Source organism: Janthinobacterium sp. GW822-FHT07H10 (genome assembly GCF_058798675.1).
Genome location: NZ_JBXAKS010000002.1, coordinates 249,904 through 267,601, shown reverse-complemented (window position 1 = coordinate 267,601; position 17,698 = coordinate 249,904). Strand labels below are relative to the sequence as shown.

Annotated in this window: 27 protein-coding genes; 13 read left to right on the top strand and 14 right to left on the bottom strand. The window is 59.5% G+C overall.

Translation table 11 applies throughout. The annotated features are described in order from the left end of the window. Positions 1-28: 28 nt before the first annotated feature. The 6 genes from AC1RDJ_RS05350 to AC1RDJ_RS05325 are packed head-to-tail and all read right to left on the bottom strand — an operon-like array spanning position 29 to position 6,062. Positions 29-844 carry a hypothetical protein gene (locus AC1RDJ_RS05350; protein ID WP_493026774.1) on the bottom strand — a complete coding sequence of 272 codons (816 nt, stop codon included), beginning with the start codon at positions 842-844 and terminating at the stop codon, positions 29-31. Then, positions 841-1,713 (bottom strand): hypothetical protein, encoded by an 873-nt coding sequence (locus AC1RDJ_RS05345; RefSeq protein ID WP_493026773.1) that lies wholly within the window; start codon positions 1,711-1,713, stop codon positions 841-843. Before AC1RDJ_RS05345 ends, AC1RDJ_RS05350 begins: the two co-directional genes overlap by 4 nt. Beyond that, positions 1,713-2,117, bottom strand: coding sequence for a hypothetical protein (locus AC1RDJ_RS05340; protein WP_493026771.1), 405 nt, complete (start codon positions 2,115-2,117; stop codon positions 1,713-1,715). The genes AC1RDJ_RS05345 and AC1RDJ_RS05340 overlap by 1 nt, the downstream gene beginning before the upstream one ends. Continuing rightward, positions 2,114-4,744: a DNA methyltransferase gene (locus tag AC1RDJ_RS05335; protein ID WP_493026769.1), complete on the bottom strand. Its 2,631-nt coding sequence runs from the start codon at positions 4,742-4,744 to the stop codon at positions 2,114-2,116. The genes AC1RDJ_RS05340 and AC1RDJ_RS05335 overlap by 4 nt, the downstream gene beginning before the upstream one ends. Continuing rightward, the gene (locus AC1RDJ_RS05330) at positions 4,741-5,229 is read right to left on the bottom strand and encodes a nuclease domain-containing protein (RefSeq protein ID WP_493026768.1); all 489 of its coding nucleotides are present in this window, start codon (positions 5,227-5,229) and stop codon (positions 4,741-4,743) included. Before AC1RDJ_RS05330 ends, AC1RDJ_RS05335 begins: the two co-directional genes overlap by 4 nt. Further along, positions 5,226-6,062, bottom strand: a complete 837-nt coding sequence (locus AC1RDJ_RS05325) for a hypothetical protein (RefSeq protein ID WP_493026767.1) — start codon at positions 6,060-6,062, stop codon at positions 5,226-5,228. The genes AC1RDJ_RS05330 and AC1RDJ_RS05325 overlap by 4 nt, the downstream gene beginning before the upstream one ends. Before the next feature lie 72 nt (positions 6,063-6,134). Between AC1RDJ_RS05325 and AC1RDJ_RS05320 the strand changes: the two genes are divergently transcribed. Then, positions 6,135-6,551, top strand: coding sequence for a hypothetical protein (locus AC1RDJ_RS05320; RefSeq protein WP_493026765.1), 417 nt, complete (start codon positions 6,135-6,137; stop codon positions 6,549-6,551). Between the two features lie 113 nt (positions 6,552-6,664). Here AC1RDJ_RS05320 and AC1RDJ_RS05315 read toward each other — a convergent pair whose 3' ends face one another. Beyond that, positions 6,665-7,096: a hypothetical protein gene (locus tag AC1RDJ_RS05315; RefSeq protein WP_493026764.1), complete on the bottom strand. Its 432-nt coding sequence runs from the start codon at positions 7,094-7,096 to the stop codon at positions 6,665-6,667. A 77-nt stretch (positions 7,097-7,173) separates the two neighbouring features. Between AC1RDJ_RS05315 and AC1RDJ_RS05310 the strand changes: the two genes are divergently transcribed. Then, entirely contained in the window at positions 7,174-7,812 is a 639-nt protein-coding gene (locus AC1RDJ_RS05310) for a hypothetical protein (protein ID WP_493026763.1), read from the top strand. 2 nt (positions 7,813-7,814) lie between these two features. Here AC1RDJ_RS05310 and AC1RDJ_RS05305 read toward each other — a convergent pair whose 3' ends face one another. The 7 genes from AC1RDJ_RS05305 to AC1RDJ_RS05275 form a co-directional block, all read right to left on the bottom strand. Beyond that, a complete protein-coding gene (locus AC1RDJ_RS05305) occupies positions 7,815-8,519 on the bottom strand; it encodes a hypothetical protein (protein WP_493026761.1) in 705 nt (234 codons plus the stop codon). Further along, positions 8,516-8,809 carry a hypothetical protein gene (locus AC1RDJ_RS05300; RefSeq protein WP_493026760.1) on the bottom strand — a complete coding sequence of 98 codons (294 nt, stop codon included), beginning with the start codon at positions 8,807-8,809 and terminating at the stop codon, positions 8,516-8,518. The genes AC1RDJ_RS05305 and AC1RDJ_RS05300 overlap by 4 nt, the downstream gene beginning before the upstream one ends. A 107-nt stretch (positions 8,810-8,916) precedes the next feature. Next, entirely contained in the window at positions 8,917-9,696 is a 780-nt protein-coding gene (locus AC1RDJ_RS05295; RefSeq protein ID WP_493026759.1) for a KilA-N domain-containing protein, read from the bottom strand. A gap of 27 nt (positions 9,697-9,723) precedes the next feature. After that, on the bottom strand, positions 9,724-9,891 hold the full coding sequence (locus AC1RDJ_RS05290) for a hypothetical protein (protein ID WP_493026758.1): 168 nt from the start codon (positions 9,889-9,891) through the stop codon (positions 9,724-9,726). Further along, the gene (locus tag AC1RDJ_RS05285; RefSeq protein WP_493026757.1) at positions 9,888-10,151 is read right to left on the bottom strand and encodes a helix-turn-helix domain-containing protein; all 264 of its coding nucleotides are present in this window, start codon (positions 10,149-10,151) and stop codon (positions 9,888-9,890) included. The genes AC1RDJ_RS05290 and AC1RDJ_RS05285 overlap by 4 nt, the downstream gene beginning before the upstream one ends. A 76-nt stretch (positions 10,152-10,227) precedes the next feature. Beyond that, positions 10,228-10,443 carry a hypothetical protein gene (locus tag AC1RDJ_RS05280; RefSeq protein WP_493026756.1) on the bottom strand — a complete coding sequence of 72 codons (216 nt, stop codon included), beginning with the start codon at positions 10,441-10,443 and terminating at the stop codon, positions 10,228-10,230. 17 nt (positions 10,444-10,460) lie between these two features. Next, positions 10,461-10,751, bottom strand: a complete 291-nt coding sequence (locus tag AC1RDJ_RS05275; RefSeq protein ID WP_493026755.1) for a hypothetical protein — start codon at positions 10,749-10,751, stop codon at positions 10,461-10,463. Between the two features lie 539 nt (positions 10,752-11,290). Here AC1RDJ_RS05275 and AC1RDJ_RS05270 point away from each other — a divergent pair. The 11 genes from AC1RDJ_RS05270 (at position 11,291) to AC1RDJ_RS05220 (ending at position 17,690) form a co-directional block, all read left to right on the top strand. Next, entirely contained in the window at positions 11,291-12,037 is a 747-nt protein-coding gene (locus AC1RDJ_RS05270) for an XRE family transcriptional regulator (protein WP_493026754.1), read from the top strand. A gap of 144 nt (positions 12,038-12,181) precedes the next feature. Then, positions 12,182-12,769 carry a hypothetical protein gene (locus tag AC1RDJ_RS05265; RefSeq protein WP_493026753.1) on the top strand — a complete coding sequence of 196 codons (588 nt, stop codon included), beginning with the start codon at positions 12,182-12,184 and terminating at the stop codon, positions 12,767-12,769. Positions 12,770-12,936: 167 nt separating this feature from the next. Then, positions 12,937-13,251, top strand: coding sequence for a hypothetical protein (locus AC1RDJ_RS05260; RefSeq protein ID WP_493026752.1), 315 nt, complete (start codon positions 12,937-12,939; stop codon positions 13,249-13,251). A gap of 126 nt (positions 13,252-13,377) precedes the next feature. Beyond that, complete coding sequence (locus tag AC1RDJ_RS05255; RefSeq protein WP_493026751.1) at positions 13,378-13,596, top strand: hypothetical protein; 219 nt, start codon at positions 13,378-13,380, stop codon at positions 13,594-13,596. After that, positions 13,593-13,871: a hypothetical protein gene (locus AC1RDJ_RS05250; RefSeq protein WP_493026750.1), complete on the top strand. Its 279-nt coding sequence runs from the start codon at positions 13,593-13,595 to the stop codon at positions 13,869-13,871. Before AC1RDJ_RS05255 ends, AC1RDJ_RS05250 begins: the two co-directional genes overlap by 4 nt. A gap of 127 nt (positions 13,872-13,998) precedes the next feature. Continuing rightward, positions 13,999-14,178 (top strand): hypothetical protein, encoded by a 180-nt coding sequence (locus AC1RDJ_RS05245; RefSeq protein ID WP_493026748.1) that lies wholly within the window; start codon positions 13,999-14,001, stop codon positions 14,176-14,178. Between the two features lie 267 nt (positions 14,179-14,445). Beyond that, entirely contained in the window at positions 14,446-14,586 is a 141-nt protein-coding gene (locus AC1RDJ_RS05240) for a hypothetical protein (RefSeq protein WP_493026747.1), read from the top strand. Further along, the gene (locus tag AC1RDJ_RS05235; protein WP_493026745.1) at positions 14,583-14,816 is read left to right on the top strand and encodes a hypothetical protein; all 234 of its coding nucleotides are present in this window, start codon (positions 14,583-14,585) and stop codon (positions 14,814-14,816) included. Before AC1RDJ_RS05240 ends, AC1RDJ_RS05235 begins: the two co-directional genes overlap by 4 nt. Next, positions 14,804-14,944 (top strand): hypothetical protein, encoded by a 141-nt coding sequence (locus tag AC1RDJ_RS05230; protein WP_493026744.1) that lies wholly within the window; start codon positions 14,804-14,806, stop codon positions 14,942-14,944. The genes AC1RDJ_RS05235 and AC1RDJ_RS05230 overlap by 13 nt, the downstream gene beginning before the upstream one ends. Next, the gene (locus AC1RDJ_RS05225) at positions 14,941-15,879 is read left to right on the top strand and encodes a RecT family recombinase (protein WP_493026742.1); all 939 of its coding nucleotides are present in this window, start codon (positions 14,941-14,943) and stop codon (positions 15,877-15,879) included. Before AC1RDJ_RS05230 ends, AC1RDJ_RS05225 begins: the two co-directional genes overlap by 4 nt. A gap of 35 nt (positions 15,880-15,914) precedes the next feature. Further along, positions 15,915-17,690, top strand: a complete 1,776-nt coding sequence (locus AC1RDJ_RS05220; RefSeq protein ID WP_493026741.1) for a YqaJ viral recombinase family protein — start codon at positions 15,915-15,917, stop codon at positions 17,688-17,690. The last annotated feature ends 8 nt before the right edge of the window (positions 17,691-17,698 follow it).

The following is a 17,698-nucleotide window of genomic DNA, read 5'->3' as shown; positions in this document are numbered from 1 at the left end:
TTTTAAGCCGTTTTTTCTAATGGGTACGTCACTTCGTAACGGCCATGGCCCTTGCGCAGTGCGGCGGTGCCTCTGGCAAATCCTGAACGGCATTCGCACTTGCCGGGCCTGGTGCATTTCTGCCGTCAGCCAGGTAAAGTTGCACGCGCTCAGCGGTCGACCGTTTGAATTCTTCGTCCGCCAGGCGCTGCTGCTCGACACGCTCCAGGCGCGCCGCTTCCTTCGCGGCAGCGCCGTCGGAAATCATTTTTTTGATGGCGGCAAGTTGAGCGCGCGCGGCATCGTCCGGCGTCTGGTCCTGCTTGCCCTGCAGCAGGCCTGCCACGGCCGGCGCCGGCAGCAGCCCTGCCCTCACCGCATTGCCCAGCACCTCGATGTGGCGCGTCTTGTCCCAGCCCACCGATGCCACCCACTCGGCCGGGCGCCGCGCCGCGCGCGCAGCGGCAACGATGCGCTCGTACGCCTCCAGGAACGGCTTGCGCGCGCTGATGGCACCGCTGGAGTCGAGTACTGGCCGGCAGATGCGGAAGGCCTCGGCAATCTCGGTCGTCCAGACCACGCTGGCCATTTCGTCCTGGCTGATCAGCGCGATTGCCCATGCTTCCTCGGAGCCCGGGCGGCCGTCCATGAGCTTGCAACGCTTGGCGATGCCAGCCGGTACCGGCGCAAATTCGCCATTCTCGTCACGGTAGGCCTGCATGGCAGCCGCCACCGTGCGCAGCGGATAGGGTTCAAGGTTGGCAAGCCAGGCGCGGGACATGGCAGGCTCCGGGAGCGGCTTGCCGTAGGCGGCCAGCGTCTCGGCCAGCAGCTGCATGAAGCGTGGCGTATCGGCGGCGTTCATGCGGGCACCATGTCGATGATGTCGCCGGATGGCGCGGAAGCACCCATCAACTCCCGCATGACCCGCTCATTCGTCTGCTCGATCGACTCGTTGCCGGCGCTGGCGCGAGCCTGGCCAGCATCGTTGCGGATGAACCGGTCGATGTGGTCGGCATCGCGCAGGATCAGGCCCAGACCGTTGTACTTCGTTTGGGCGTCGTTCTGCCCCATGTTGTGCGGCGTCTTCGAGCAGCCACGGATGGCCTTGCAGATGTCGGCCGGCGAGTAGCCCTTGAGCGCCTTGGCGATCAACCGCTTGCGCTTGTCGTCCAGAACCGACTTGGGCGAGTCCATGACTTTTTGCCAGAACGCGAAGATCGTCTTCACGGGGTCGAGCTGGGTTTGCTCGACAAGAGTCTCCTTCCCTTCCTGTTCCCCTTCCCTTCCTTTCCCTTCCTTTCCCTTCCCTTCCCCTTGAGCATGCTTAAGGGGCGTGACTGTCGCGTCATCCACGCGTGCCGCACGCGTGGATGTCATTGATATATATAGAGATTCATCCGGCGCTGGCAATTCAGAGTCAGATTCACGATTATTTATGACTTGGTGCTTGGAAAATGTCGGAATAATGCCGAAAAACTCTCCGTCGACCTCATATTTCACTACAAATCCACGCGTCATCAACGCGTCAAGGACGCGTGAAAAATCAAGCTCGTCGTATGGCAGGATGTCGAGCTTAAGCGCGCGCGGGCGCCACTTGAACCGGCCTTCCTTATCGCAGCAGGTAAACAGACCCATAAAGGCTGTGCGGATCGGCAGGCCAGTTTCTTTTTCTAAGTCGAAAAGGTCTTCGTGCTTGAAGAGCTCCGGCTTTACAGTGCGAATGCGCCCCATCAGCGAGCCTCCTGCGCGCGCGCCGCTCCGAACAGCGCAGCCACCAGCGGATCGCCCACGGCGCCCGCCTTGCGGATCCAGTACTTGCTGCGCCAGCGCGCCTTCATTGAGTCATAGCGGCCATCCTTCTTGGCCTTGGCCTGGAAGCGCAAACGAATCTGGCGCTTGCTCAGGTGCAGCAGCGTGCACGGTGCGTCTGGCAGCTCGCCGATGGCATACACGGCCATCGGGGCGCCGGCCCGCGGGTGCGGCTTCCAGCTGGCGACGTAAATCTTGCGGCCTGCATGCAGCAGGCGAACCCAACGCAGCACGGCCGCCTGGCTGACGCCCGACTTGATGACGATCTCGGCCTTGGTACCGGGCATTGCGCCAAGCACGAATTCACTGAAAATTGCGCGCGTCACTTTGCATTCTCCTCGTCCATCAGTTCCATATCGAACAGCGTGGGCATGCTGATTTCGCGCTCCATCGCTTGGCAGTAGTGCACCTGGTCGGTGAAATAGGCCGGGTTCAGCTCGCTCCCTCGACCTTGGCGGCCCAGCTTCATCGCGCGCACCGGCACGGTGCCCAGGCCACAGAAAGGGTCGTAGATCACATCGCCCGGGCTGCTGTAGCGGCCAATCAGGCGGTCAACGATGTCGATCTGGAACGGGCAAACGTGCTTTTCAACCGCGCGCGCCGACTGCTCGCCGTTCAGCGTGCGCATGCGCACGATGTCGTGCCACACGGCCGGATCGGCGCTGCCGGGCGCCAGGCTGAGGTAATCCGCAGGCAGCGCCTTGCCGGCCAGCAGCGCCTCGCCCACCTCGACGTGGTATTCGTAGTTATAGACGTTCTCCAGCGACATGCTGGTGAACAGCTTCGCCAACTTGCCAGGGCCGAAGCTGGCCAGCTCGGCCGCGCCCAGCAGGCGGTCGCCGCTCGAGCGCCAGAACGCATGCGCGTCGACCTGCCAGCGCGCCACGCTGTAGCCGGTACCGGGAATCGGCGCGGCCTTGCGGTCAAACGGGATCCGGTCGCCAGCATCGTCCAGACACATCGGCTTGGCCTTGGTGACTGGCGTGTCGGCATAGCCGCGGCTGCGGTCCGTCTGCGGCTTGTGGAACAGCAAGATGTATTCCGGCGAGCCAACGCCCATCTTCGTGCCGTCCTTGCACACTTCGGAATAGCCCAGGCGGTAGGTCTGGTTATTTTCGCGCACCACATCGGTCACGACGGTGATCATGCCCATGTAGTCGAAACCGTGCTTGATGCCGTGGAACAGCGCCTCGGCATGAAACGGGCTGACGGTGGGCACGCCGGCGCCGGTGACGTTGCCAAAATTGATGCGGTCCTTGACGTGGCAAGCGTAGATGCGGCCCGGTTGCAGGATGCGCAGCAGCTCGGGCGTCAGGAAATCCATCTGCTCCCAGAAGTGATCGTTGTCCTGGGTGTGGCCGAAGTCGTTATAGCTCGGCGTGTATTCGTAATGGTTGGCGAACGGGACGCTGGTGATGATCATGCCCACCGAGTTGTCCGGCTGCTGCATGGCTTCGAGCACGCAGTCGTTATTGGCCACCGAGAAGCGCTCGCCGGCCACCACGGCGCGCTCGACGCCAATGGTGCGCGCCAGCGAGTCCTGCATGGACAACTGGTCCAGGCCATAGGCGCGGATGATCTGCCCCATCTTGGCCTGCATTTCGTCGTGGCGGCGCCATTTTTCCATCAGGTCGGCCAGCACCTTGCGCTCAACTTCCGTATGGATGATGTCGATGCGCACCGCGTGCTGCTGCTGGAAGCGCTGGACGCGGTGGACTGCCTGGATGAAATCGTTGAACTTGAACCCGATGCCCGCGAAAATCTCACGGTGGCAGTGCACCTGGAAGTTGCAGCCGCTGCCAGCGATGATCGGCTTGGTCGACAAGTCCTTGATCTTGCCGTCGCTAAAATCGGCGATGCGCTGCTCGCGCTGGTCCAGGTCCTGCGTGCCCCACACGCTGACAACGCCCGGCACGGCCGCCTGGATCGCATGGCGCTCGTCCTCCAGGTCGTGCCAGATCAGGAAGTGATCATCAGGATCCTCGGCCATGATCTCGGCTACTTTGGCGACGCGCGCGGCCATGCTGTCGCGCTTCTCGCCGGCAGCGGCCGACAGGCCCATGGCCACGTTCGGGATCAACAGGCCCTGGCCGTTCTTTTCGGCGCCGGCCGTGCTGTAGTTACTTGGCACCTCGTGAAATCGTACGTCCAGCGCCGGCAGGTCGTAGCCTTCGTCCGAATGGCCCAGGTCGCTCGGGCGCTGGATGAACACGGCCCAGCTGGCCACCCAAAGCCAGAATTCCTGTTCCTTGTGCGGGTACAGCGTCAGGTTGCCAGCCTTCTCGCTGTCGCGCTGAAAGAAGCGCGTCAGGGCCTGGCCGGTGTCCATCACGCCCAGGTAGCCCGCGTAGTGGATCAACTCCTTGAAGCGGTTAGGGCTCGGCGTGGCCGTGTAGACGAACTTGAACTCGACGCCGTCGAACATCGGCAAGAACTCCTGATATGTCTTGCTGCCGTAGCTGCGCAGTACGCTGGCCTCGTCCAGCCCGGATGCCTGCCACTTGGTCACGTCGACCTTCGCCTCGCGTACCGATTCGTAGTTCGTCATGTAAATCGTGGCCGGGTCATCGATCTCCGCGTCGGACCGGATGAAGCGCAGGTCGACGGCCTGATCGCCGGTGAAGCGCTTCGCAACCTCGCGCGCGAATTCTTGGCGCACGCCCAGCGGCGCGACGATGCCGCGAATGCCACCCGGCCGGTTGATGCCGATCTGGCGCATCACTTCCAGGTTGGTGCTGGTCTTGTGCAGGCCGAACGAGGCAAAGATGGCGCGCTGGCCGCCGGCCAAGGCCCAGCGCACGATGTCGCGGGTGTGCGGCTTGAGGCCTGGATGGATGTCGGCCAGCGGCACGTCGAAGCCCTTGCGCTGGGCCAGCTTGATCTTGGCGCGCAGGAATTCGCCGTACGCGGCTTCTTTCAGGTGTTTTTGCTCTTGCTGGCTAAAAGCGCTCATGGGTGTTCCAATATAGGTTGATTGGCGACAGGCGCTGCATCGAGCAGGCCCGCCGACCGTAAGATTTCGTGTGTGCGGCCGACCGCCACGCGAAAGGCAGCCTCCAGGCCGGCCAGCGACAGATCAGCCGGGCGCAGGCGCCGACCATCGAGCACGTCGTGGCAGGCGCTGCAGCCGAACGCGGCGGCCGTGTCTGGCGCCTTCAGGCCCATGCCCTTCCCGTCCGCCAGAAAGTTCGAATGGCACAGCACGGTGGTGTCAGGGTCGAAGTTGCAAACGGCCAGGCGCAGCGTGCAGTCCTGACCGCGCGCGGCGCGCCGGATCGGCGTCGAACGTGTGCCTTTGGTCTTCAAGCCTGCCTTGCGCTTCGGCGCAGTGCGCTGGTGCGACTGCACGGAGAGCATGCCGGTACTGGGCATGGGCGAGGTGCGCTTGAATGGCGAACGGGCCAGTGCCTTCCCTGGCTTCATGGGTGAACGCTTCATTTCCCACCGCCAATACTCGCCGTGTTACGATTCCGCCAACTTCTATTGGAGGCAGAATGGCTTGGTCCGATAAGTGGGCAATCATGGTTATCACTGCCGCTATTGGCTTGGCAGGCTATAACGGCGTTCCATGGTGCAAAATGGGCGTCGCTGAATGGGCCTACTGGATCGGAGCGATCGGCACCGTGGGCACGCTTGCCGGCACAATATGGCTTGCCACTGCCGAAAGCAGGAGGCGCAACGAAGAAAAGGTAACGCTGGCAATAGTTGTAGCTGTCGATTGGATATTTCGACTTATGTTTATCCAGGCATGTGTAGCAAGCGCAATTAAGACTCTTCACGTGGAGTCGGGTGATTTCGATCTCCCTGACTACGCTTCGTGCATAAAAACGTTGGACGCTATCGATACGTGGAGTAGTGCTGACGTTACGCCTTTGATCGTTGCGGGACGAGATATCGCAACGAATCTTATGTCGGCTTCGAGCAACATTCGCGGGAGTATCCCGCTCATCAAAAGAATTGAAGAAAGAGTAACGCATGACGTAGTTGCACATACAACTGGTGTCGAAAAAAATATTGCGAACCGACTTAGATTTGCTAGCGAAAAATTGAATGCTGCTTCGCAAGAACTCTCTATTTTTCTCGATATGCATCGTGAGATATCCACAAGCTGAGAACTTCACGCGGTAGCTCAAATCCCTACCGCCCGACCAAGCGATGCCCCAGTGCTCGTGCGTGGCGCCGTAGGCCAACAGCGACTGGAGGGTCAGATCGATGGACTCGGTCATTTGCAGTCGCTGGACGCCAGCTGAAAAAATGTCGAGTTGATTCATGCTAACATTCCTTTTTTGACAATAGAGGCCACCATGCGGCATACAAATCCCATGAAGTTCCGCGGACTTACCTTGACAGCCATTGCTCGCGAAAAACCAGAAGGAGAATGGAGCGCCACCATTTTCATTTCCGACGACGTGTCGCGGCAATCTGAGGAGCAAGACGTTTTGTCGTTCAAATCTTCCGATGAAGCCGTGCAAAATGCTTTGGAGAAAGCCATGCTGATAGTGAGCGGGAAGGCAGCAAGTTCGAATCCGCAGTTCCGACCGCGCCTCACTGAAGATGAATACTTGCTGGAACTCAACAGGCGGCTTAGCACTTATAAGTTTTTTAAGCCAGGCATGAAATTTGTTACACGCCCACACGGAGCGACTGGAAGCGAGGTGAACGGCTGGGACGTACTGCCTCCAGGTGGCCCAAGTCATGAACATATCTTGGCTGCCAGTAGCATGTTGAGCGATTTCGAAGTGTTCGCGAGTCAACGCTAAATTTGAGTCGGTTCGTTGGTTGCAAGTCAAAGTTCGGACGATGTCTGTCGTCGGCATCAACCCCATGCTGCAAGCGCGCACCCGACACCGATGATTGAGGCCTAAGCAACGGCTCACGATGCATCCTCCATCGCGCGCTTGATGCCAGCGGCGTCGAGGCCAGCAGCCTTGCAACCCAGGCGTGTGGCGTAGAAGTAGGTCATGTCGCCGTCGGCGCGGCCGGCCGTGGCCAGGCCAGCGGCCACCAGGCGCTGCATCGCCTCGTGCTGCTGGCCGCGGCCAGCGGCAAAGTAATTGCGCCATCCCCACCGTTTCTTCGCGACGTGCTCGACGGCGCCCAGCATGTGCTGCAGCTTGGCGAAGTCGCCTGGCATGATTGCGTCGCGGACGGCCGCCAGCGCGCAGGCGGCGCATTTGCCATGCTGGGTCAGCTGCTTGGCGGTGCTGGCCTTGCCGCAGGCGCAGGCCTTGCGGATCAGCGAGAAGGCTGGCGCGGCCTGGTTCGCTAGGTAGTGGCGAGCGATTTGGGCGGGATTAGCGATCATGGCGACTCCGTTTTGATTGCATTTTGAAAAGTTCGGTTATGCTTCAAACCTTCATCACCTAAGAAGCCATACTGGAAATGATTCGCAAAAACATAGCTATCGGCGTCGTCACCGTAATAACGATTTTTATTCTTGTGTTCATGATGGCCGGCTTGACGAAAGCGATTGACAAGCCTGGTGGTGGACTCGGCACAAGTGATAGTGCGAGTTGGGTCCAGGCCATTGCATCTTTCGTTGCAATCTGCGCAGGATTCGTCATTGCGAGCGTACAAAGCGCCAATGCAGAAAAACTCGCTAAACGTGAGCGAGCTGAAGCGGATGATGAAAGACTCACTTCCGCCTTTACCATCGCGGCCTATGCTCATCAAATCGCAATTGAAGCCATTGACAACCTTCTGGACCGAGGAAACATCTTCGGCTATTTGGAGGTAAGCTCTTACCATCTTGATTTTGATGGCGCCGAAGCAGCTCTCGCGGCTATACCCCTCCACAATCTCAGATCTACAGAGATGGTCGGCGCGATACTCGCCATGAAAAGAAGCATCCATGTACTTCGATTCATTACACAGAAAGCTAGAACAGATCCAGGATTTAGGCACTCGGACTATTACGAAATGCATGCTGAAGTCACTCAATTTAAGGAAATCGAGCAAGATGCTTTTCATGTTGTAGTCGAAGTGGTGGAAACAGGCAGAGTCGTACTCAGAAGCATGTGATTTCACGCCACCCTCGCAATCTCGCGCTCATGCACGAAGCTTGCGAGGATCAAGGCCTTGGCCATGGGCGGGGAGACCGAATTGCCGCACATGCGGATGTATCCTTGCAAAAAACGGATGGAATGAATATGGCGTACAGCATTGATTGGGATGCAATTTCCGCGCTGGCTACGGTCGCCGCTACTGTCGCGGCCTTGTGGCTGTCCACTCAAGAAAAACGAACTCGCAAGAAAGCTGACTTGCTTCGGGCGAATATCGTCGCAGCAAGTCTTGCCCCACGCCTTGAATCGCTCTCTCAAAGCCTCGACATGTGTATCGCCCATCTGGCCTTTGCAGGGCCAAGCTCGGCCCATCAACCGATAGCAAGCGCTCAGGCTGAGAAACTGCTTCGCATCGAGAAATTTGCGATATCCACTGAGGAGTTGGCTTTGCTGAGCCTGTTGGGCGGGAACTGCGCGACCAGACTTGCCTACGCAATTTCCGCGCTTGAGCTCGCCCAGCGACTCATTGGCGATCATCTGGCGTACGCTGACAACGCCACCACGAAGCTCACCCAGGCGCAGACTGATAGATGGAAGGCTTTGATTGCAGTTTCCGCCGATCGAATTACGGTAGTTCTCAGGCAATGTCAGGCGGCTGCCAATGAAGTTGCGCCAAGCCCCACGGGTTACGAGCTTTACGGCAACGATACTGAATAGTTGCTTCATGGGCACACCTCCGCAGCTGGCCGGCGAACGACCACTACAGGCATGGCGCCCACCGTGCCGCGAAAGTGCGGCGTGGCGACCTGGCCGGGCTGCTCGGTCTCAGCACCCAGCAGCGCCGCGCGCGAGGCGTCTTTCAGCACGTAGCGAATGCCCACTAGGCGCACGTTGCCCTGGATGAAGCGCGAAAAAATCATGCGCAAGCGGTGTTCCATGCCCGCTTCTTCAATATCGAAGCCGGCGCGCTCGCAGATTTGGTAGAAAGTGCCGGGCCCGACCAGCATCGCATGCAACAGCGCGTACGAGCGGGAGCCGTGTTTCGGGAGAGTGACGCAAGTTCGGCGGCGCTTCGCCTTATTTACGCCAAAAGCTGGGCGCGCGCGATTGTCAGCTTGGCCAGTCACAATGCCACCTCCGCCAGGACGGAGTCGCGCCATTTCACTTGCTGGATGGGCGTGCCGCTGGAATGCGCCTTGCCGGTGTCCGCCACGAAAGCATGCGCGCGTCCCTTCTCCGTCGGCACCCAGTGTCCGGCGATGCTCTCCTGCAAGCCAGCTTGCACCAGCAGCTGGTTGAATGCCCTGGCGCTCTTGACGAAGCGGCTGCCCAGCTCCGTCGGCGTGTAGTAAATCTCTTGGCTGGGCGTGGCCAGGTGCGTGCGCTCCATCAGCTGCAACATGTTGACGCCGGTGAGCGCGGCCGTGCCCTGGTTCGCGCTGATCGCCGCGGCATTCTTGTCGAGGCCGATCAGGCGCGCAATACCGAAGATGGCGCGGAATTCCTTGGCGGGCGAGACGGCGCTGCGCGTGCGCGCGGCGGCCGGCGCCTGGCCGGTGGCCACGGCATCAAAGGTGCGGATGACTTCCAGGTGGAACTTGGGACTGATCCACATGGCGTAGGCGTACACCAGCTCCTTGCAAGCGTATGTGCCACCGGCACGGCCAGGCTTTTTAACTACCGGAATTCCGGTAGTTTCCAGTTCAGCAATTAATTCGGCTGTTTGCCGATTTTCCAACCAGTATCCAGGCACATGCCGGTCTTCACCGCCAGCTGCCTTATGCAGATCGTTCAGGCAGAACCGGCCGTCCTGATCGGTGGTGATGACCGTATTCGCGATGCTGATGCTTTTGTGTTGTACAATTTGGCTCATAAATTCTTTCTGGGATTTATAGCGTTTCAAGGAAGCCCGCCTGCCAGCGGGCTTTTTTCATTTCTGGCCTTGCAGCTCCTGCAGCATTGCTTCGTAGTGCTGGCGCGTCCGCACGTGGCCGGGGTCAATCGGCAGTTCTCGATCGACATGCCCTTGCTGCTGGGCGCCCTCCTCGCCAAGCGCCGCACTTGCGCCGGACTCAGGCTGCGTGATCAACCAGGTCAAGCCGCCACCTCAGCGCGCGCGATGCGCTTGAGCTCGCCGATCGACACGTCGAACACCTCGTGCATGCGGATCAGCAGCGAGGCGCCGACAGGCAGCCGGCCGTGGCGGATCTTGGAAATCACTGGCGGCGCCACTTCCAGCGCGCGGGCCAGGGCCGCGTCGTTCTTTGGGCCTTTGGCCAGGAGAGTGTCGAGCAGCTCGTTGTTGCCAGCAGCGTTGTCCAGCGAGCGATACGGCGTAATAGCAGTTGTTTGCGTCATGTCATATTCCTATTTGATGGTGATTAAAGTGGCCGAATCCGGCCGTGCAATGCTGTAGCTGTCGGGTGCGGGTCCGTTATGGCGGCTCGCGCCGCGGCACCTCGTGTTTCTTCGCCACCCTGTCGGTGGCATCGCGCCATTTCTGGCGCGCTTCCTTGTGCGCAGCCTTCGCCGCGCTCTCGCCCTCCCCGTCCTTGGCGCCCTGCAAGTCCTTCTCGGCCTGGCGGTAGATCATCGAACGCTGGAAGACCAGCTCCTTTTCCTCGGCTGTGACCTCGGCTGGTTTACTCAATAGCTGCCTCCATGCCGTTAAACCCGCATCCGCACGACGCGCGGGACGACGCCAAAGCACGGGCGCGGCGCTGGCAGAATCTGGGCCCTGTTAACTATTGATTTGGGCCTAGCTCCACTGGAAAACGGCGGCGTATCATTCCGTTTTGGCCTGGCATCCAGGTGATTGCGGATGATCACGATCGTGCATTCGTTCAGCACATCGCTGACGCTCTTGCGCATCGCAGTGCATGCGGCTTGCAAGTCAGCCTTGTTCTCGTCGGTGATGTAGCCCTTAACGAGCGCGGTACGTTTTTGCTTCTGTTTCATGGTTTTCTCCTGGTGGTCGGTGTTACAGGGTTTGGGTACAGCGAATTGCAGGTTGGTGCGTTCGTGCTGATTTAAGGTGGACGCGCGCTGGCGGGCGATGTGCGCTCCTCAAGCTGCGCGCCGCGAGCCAGCTGATGCGGTTCAAGCAGCGGGATGCGCCCGATGCGGCCCTTCGGGCGTGGTGAGGGGATGGGAACCAGGCGGGTCATGGCTCGACACCCATGACAACGGAATTCGACGGGATTGTGCCGAAGGTAATGACTGAACTTAGTATGTTCGCGATGGCGCTCACGCAGGCTCCTTCCCCAACGGGGTGTCATGCGGTGGCGAGGCGCACAGCTCCTCGTGCAATTCGATCAGGCGCGCGGCGATCGCGAAAGTCGGATTTTTCCCGCGCGTTCCTGTTAGGAAAGATGCAATTGTTGACTGACCACAAGGTACTAAAGTAGCTAACTTTTGCTGAGTTAATCCAGTCGCAAGAAGGTCCGATGTGATTTTACGAGTATCCATGCGATCAATTATCGCGTATGCGATATCGCATGTCAATCGCCATTGTGATTAACATCTGTATTACATTCGTGATTATGAGAACACTTGCAGAACGACTATCTTGGGCCAGGACACAGGCTCGCCTAACCCAGCAAGAGTTGGCACAGAAGACTGGGATAGCGCAGTCGACCATTGCCAGCTGGGAATCGGGTGCACGGGAGTCGGGTAGGAAGATCCCACTTGTTGCCGCATTTTTAGGCGTTGATCCATTGTGGCTTGCCGAGGGGCGTGGAGCGCCTTACCCGAATTCCGGAGATCAACAAGCACAACCGCCCGAAGGGGCACTCAAGGTTGTTGCTGCCGATAGCAATTTCCCCCATCACTACCAAATCCCAAGAGTGAAATTGCGGCTGCAAGCTGGCATTAATGGAGTCCGGACAGAACCCGATGACGCCTACGGCGGGCAAGTGGGAGTGCCGAAGCAGTGGGCAGATAAAGCTGGCCTTAATCCTTTAAGGCTGGTTGCCTTGCAGGTCAAGGGGGAAAGCATGGAGCCCACTCTTTACGAAGACGATGTGATAGTTGTTAATCTCGACGACACAAGTTTGGTCGACAACGGCGTCTATGCCCTTAACTATGAGGGCGAAGCTGTCGTAAAACGACTTTCCCGAGATGCAGGCCAATGGTGGCTGATGTCAGACAACTCTGACCAACGTAAGTATCATCGAAAGCTATGCCAAGGCCGCGACTGTATTGTTGTTGGGCGAGTAGTTAGGCGAGAAAGCACACATTTTTAAATGATTACGCTAAGAGACTCATTGCGGCCATATTTCATCATCTTATCGCTTACTTCGGCCCTTACAGCCTGCAGCGAACATATACAGCCCCAGGCTTCCGAGCAAGATCGGACCGTTGTAAAGCCAGCAGTTCACGGAACTGTTTTGACTTTTTCTGCACCAACTGCGTCATCTAGCAACTTCTTTGAGAACGGGGTTCGAGTTACGGAAGTTGACGCAAAAGTTGATGGTGGCACAAAAAACGACTGGATCGCTACCGGCATTGTCATCGCCGAAAGGGCTATCCAGGCTGGCGCCGATTCAGCCAAAGTAACAATTTTGCGGTCCGGCATGGAGAGTGCGCCAAGGAAATACCGCGAGTATGCCGTCGTGTACTATGGACCTGACTTAAAAAAAACAATATGGCCAGAAGAAAAATGGGCGATTTTCGCCGCCGATCGACCGGCAGCTGAATCCGAAATTAGTGCCGCAGCAGAGTTCGAAACGCTAAATGAGAAATACATCGCACAGGGCATGGATGCTTTGAGCGCCGATAAGAAAGCTGGACAGGCCGTGGCTAGAAAATACAAACTAGCTGAAGATTGGACACTGCCTTTGGGCAACCTAAGTGGAGACAAGATTGATCGCGCCTCAGTAGCAGTTGATGCCACGCCAGCGTCTGCAGCCGCTATCGAAATCCTTGACAGGTGCCTCAAAAATTCAGGCAACATTCCTAAACGGAGCTGCACCTAGGTCAGAATTCACAGCCGCCAAAATATCAAAACCCGCCTTGAGCGGGTTTTTTTTCGCCCCAATCTCTGCAAATAAAAAAATTTAACAAGAATTATCGCGAATGCGCTTGACTTGGATAATCGCATTCGCGATAATTCATTCCATCGAACAAGCAGACACCGGAGCAAATGATGATCACGAAAAGTAAGCAGAGCTGGGCAATAGGAGCAACGGTCAAAGTCGGCTTCTTGAATGGGTTGCTGGTAGTCGCCGCGGTACCGACTCCAGGTGATTCCACGCCTGATGCATACGTCCTCTCCCGAAATAACCAGTTCTATTCCTTCGTGCCCCACAACGGCCTTGCAAAGATCGACTCGATTGAAGCCATCGAAATGATTGATGCCGCGAAGCTGCAGGCTGAACGCGCAACGAGCGCTGCGATCGAAAAAGCGGCCGCCTCGGCGCGTCATATCGAAGTCATCAACAAGCTGATGTTCGCTTAAAGGAGCAGGTCATGTCACGCGCCGAACTAGCAGCACTTGAAGCAGCCCTGATCGCCGCCGGCGAACAGATCCCGGTCGTGCACGTTGCTGCTGCGCGTGCTTAACCACCTTGCACAGGAATACATCATGCACGCCGACACCATCGCCAAAACCCGCAACTTCCGCAGCGCCGAAGGCTGCAGCGACTTTGTGCTCGAACGCGCCTTCGCCCACTGGGTGGCGGCTCTTGAAATGGCACTGGGCTTCAAGCTCGATGCGTCAGCACTGGAACTCGCAGACGAACTGTTCGCCTCGGACTGGTCTGTCGAAGACGCTGTTGGCGAGTTTTCGAAGGTTGCCGCATGAGTGCCCGTGACCACGACACCGCCCAGCTGCAGGCTGAGCTGGCACAGCACCAAGCTACTGTCACAGCTCCAGCCCCGCGCTTTAACTTCGACGTGACGATTCGCTTCACAGACGGCACCTACCGCAACAAGGTCCGGGCCCGCAACAAAAGTGTGGCGCATGCCATGGCCCTGACGGATGCGCGCATGGCCTCGCCCTGCAACACCTTCTACGGCAAAGAGCTCGGCCACCTGGTCGAACTGGCCAAACCAGATCAGCGGTCGCCCGCGCCGTAGTTCAAGGCGGGACAGGCCGGCGGGCCGGATAAATGCCCTGTGGGATCAGCATGCCCCGATTGATCTTCGTGAGGATCAGGCGCCCGGGGAAGCTCGGCGCCACAACAAACCTTGAAGGAAATACAGCATGTCGAATTTCAAAAAAGACCAAAAAGTGAATGTGAAGGGCACGAAAACCGAGCCGTTGCCGCGCCCTGGCAAGTTCGTGCAAACGCATCCAGGCGCCCGCGGTGACTTCCTGGAAGTACTGCTGGACGGCTCGACGCAAAGCCAGCGCTTCCGCCCTTCGCAGGTGACGGCAGCCTGATTTTAAGCACGGGCTAGTCGCCCTGGCCCGTCTCGCCGGCGTAACCGGCGGCCAACAAAGCAAGGGCGGCGTGGGAAGCAGACACGCACCCGAGGGAATGATCCCTCGCAGTAAGTCAGTTTCGGGTCGCGTTACCACGACATAGCCAACTGACGGCTGGAGTAGCGCCCAGCCCCTTGCTTTGTTGGTGGCCCAACAGCCGCAGGAATCACACGCCCGACGGATTATCTCGGGTCGCCAGCAACCCATTAACCCGAGGAGCAGGGCATGAGCTACATCATCACCATCCGCACCGGCCCGCGCGCCGAGGATATCGCGCACTTCGCCGCCATCGGCAACCTGGCCGCGCTGATCGATGCCGCCTACGACGGCGGCGCCCTGGGCGTGACAGCGATGGTGCGCCCATGATCGCCCTTTTCCACCGCCTGCTAGCCGCCCATCGCCACTACCAGGCACAGCACCAGCACTGCATGAACAAGATGCGCCTGGCCGGCGTGCGCCGCGAGCTGGCCGGACTCGAAGAAATGCGCAAGGAACTGATCACCGCGCAGATCGAAGCGCTGATTGACCTGGACGAATCGAGCGCGCGCGTGCAGCGCCTGGGCCGCGCCCACCGGGAGGCGCAGTGGACGTCGTAAGCCAAGCCGTGATGGACGTGGCCGGCCAGGCCCTGCGCAACTGGCATGCCGGCCACGCCATCGTCTACGCCGTCCGCCTGGCGCTGTTGAAGGCAGAAATCATAAAACTCACAAGGAAAAAGTCATGAACGCAGCAACTAAAGAGGGTCAAACGGCCCTGCAAACAGCGCAGTACGGACAGGGTGATCTGTCCGTGGCCAGCACCAGCAGCGCCTCCCTGATCCTTGATGTTGCAAGCATGGATAGCATCATGCGCCTGGCCGACATCATGGCCAAGGGCCGCTCAACCATCCCAGACCACCTGAAAGGTAGCTCGGCCGACTGCGCTGCAGTCGTCATGCAGGCCATGCAGTGGAAGATGAACCCGTTCGCAGTGGCGCAGAAGACGCACCTGGTGAACGGCACGCTCGGCTACGAAGGCCAGCTGGTGAACGCAGCCATCCAGTCCAGCGGCGTCACGCTCGACCGTTTCAACTACGAATGGTTTGGGCCATGGGAAAAAATCATCGGCAAAACACGCGTTTGCGAGGCACCTGCCAAGGGAAAGCCGGGCGATAAAGACTACAAAAAGGCCTATCAATACCGCGTGCCGGATTACCCCATGCAAAGCGAAGAAGGCTGCGGAGTGCGCATTTGGGCAACGCTGCGCGGCGAAAGCGAGCCGCGCTATCTCGAACTGCTGCTTGTCCAGGCCTCCGTGCGCAACTCACCACTGTGGGCGACCGATCCACGCCAGCAATTGGCCTACCTCGCCGTAAAGCGCTGGAGCCGCCTGTACGCCCCTGACGTAATCCTGGGCGTCTACACGCCAGACGAGCTTGAGGAAACGAACCGCGAAATGCGCGACATCACGCCGGCCGCGCCGGCTGCAGATGACCGCACCATCGATCAGCTGCCGGAATGTACTGACGAACTGTTCAAGCAAAAAACGCCGGAATGGCGCCAGACCATCCACAGCAAGAAGAAAACGCCGGCGCAGCTGATTGCCATGCTCAGCACCCGGGCGACCTTCACCGAGGCGCAAAAAATGACAATCGACAGCTGGGCGCACGAAAACGACTAATCGCTACACCACAAAAAAATCACCAAGGACACATCATGCAACGCGAAAATACTCTCACCCGCGAAATCCACAATCTGCTCCAGGGCAGCGACGACTGGCACGCCTTCCGCTTCGATCACCATGGTGCCAGCGAGGCGGCCGCGATGCTGGGCCTGTCGACGAAGGTAACTCGCAGCGAGCTGGTGCGCATGAAGGCCACAGGCCTGGCCAAGGAATTCAGCGACTGGGTACAGGAAAACATCCTGGACTACGGCCATGAAGTCGAAGCGCTGGCGCGCCCGCTGGCAGAGCGCATCATTGGCGACGACCTGTACCCTGCCACACTGTCGCTGGGCAAGGAAAGCGCCTCGTGCGATGGCCTGAACATGGCCGAAACTATCGGCTTCGAGCACAAGCAGTGGAATGCCGAGCTGGCCGCGTCGGTTGGCGCCGGCGCGCTGCCGGAAGAGCACCAGCCGCAGGTCCAGCAGCAACTGCTGGTGACCGGCGCCGAGAAGTGGCTGTTCATGGCATCCGACGGCACCAAGGCCAACATGGTCTGGATGTGGGTATATCCCGACACCGCATGGTTTTCGCGCATCGTGGCCGGCTGGGAGCAGTTCGATATCGACGTCGCCAACTACACACAGGTGGACATTGTCGAGAAGCCAGCTGCCGAGCCTATCGCCGCCCTGCCCGCCCTGGTCGTCCAGACCGAAGGCAAGGTCGTCAGCAGCAACCTCGTGGCGTACAAGGCCGCCGCCGAGAAGTTCATTGCCAAAATCAACACCAAGCTGGAAACCGACGAAGACTTCGCCAATGCCGAAAACACCGTCAGGTATTGCGGCGAGGCGGAAGACAAGCTGGAACTGGCCAAGGCCGCCGCCCTGGCGCAAACCGCGACCATTGACGAAGTGATGCGCACGGTCGACCACATCAAGGCGCAGTTCCGCGCCAAGCGCCTGGAACTGGAAAGGCTGGTCAAAACCCGCAAGGAACAGATCAAGGAAACCATCCTGAACGAAGGTCGGCACGCCTTCACCGCGCACGTGGCCGCGCTCGAAACCGAAATCACGCCGCTGCGCCTGCAACTGCAGCAGCCGGACTTTGCCGGCGCCATGAAGAACAAGCGCACCCTGGGCAGCCTGCGCGATGCCGTCAGCACAACGCTGGCCAACGCCAAGATTGCCGCCAACACGCAAGCAGCCGACTACCGCGCCAAGCAGACCTGGTGCCGCGTGAACGCTGCCAGCTACGGCTTCCTGTTCATGGACATGGCCACGATCATCGGCAAGCCCATGGAAGACTTCCAGCTCGTCATCACCAGCCGCATCGCTGATCACAAGCGCGCCGAGGAAGCAAAGGCTGAAGCCGAGCGCGCCCGGATCCGCGAAGAGGAACGCGTCAAGGCAGAAAAGGTAGCGGCAGAGACAATCCGGCTGGCCCAGGTGGAATCGGACCGCCTGGCTGCCGAGGCTGCCCAGGCCGAACGCGAACGCGCGGCCGCCGACACGCAGCGCCAACTGGCAGAGCAAGCCTCGCAGATCGCTGCCGAGCGCGCCCCCGCACCAGTCGTCAAGGTTAAGACCCCAGCGCCTCCCTCCCCTGTCGGCATGCGCCGCGCGCCGGCCGCCGACGCACCGGCGCCGAGCCGCCCAGCGCCAGCACCTGACCTGCTCGACGCCGCTGCCGATGACCTCTACCCATCCGACAGCGACATCCTCGATGTGATGTTCGAGCAGTTCGGCCTGACGCCAGCCGAAGCGATCGACCGCCTGGCCAAGTTCGACTTTGCCGTCGCGCGCGCGGGCCTGGTCGCCGAAGCTGCATAAACCGCCCC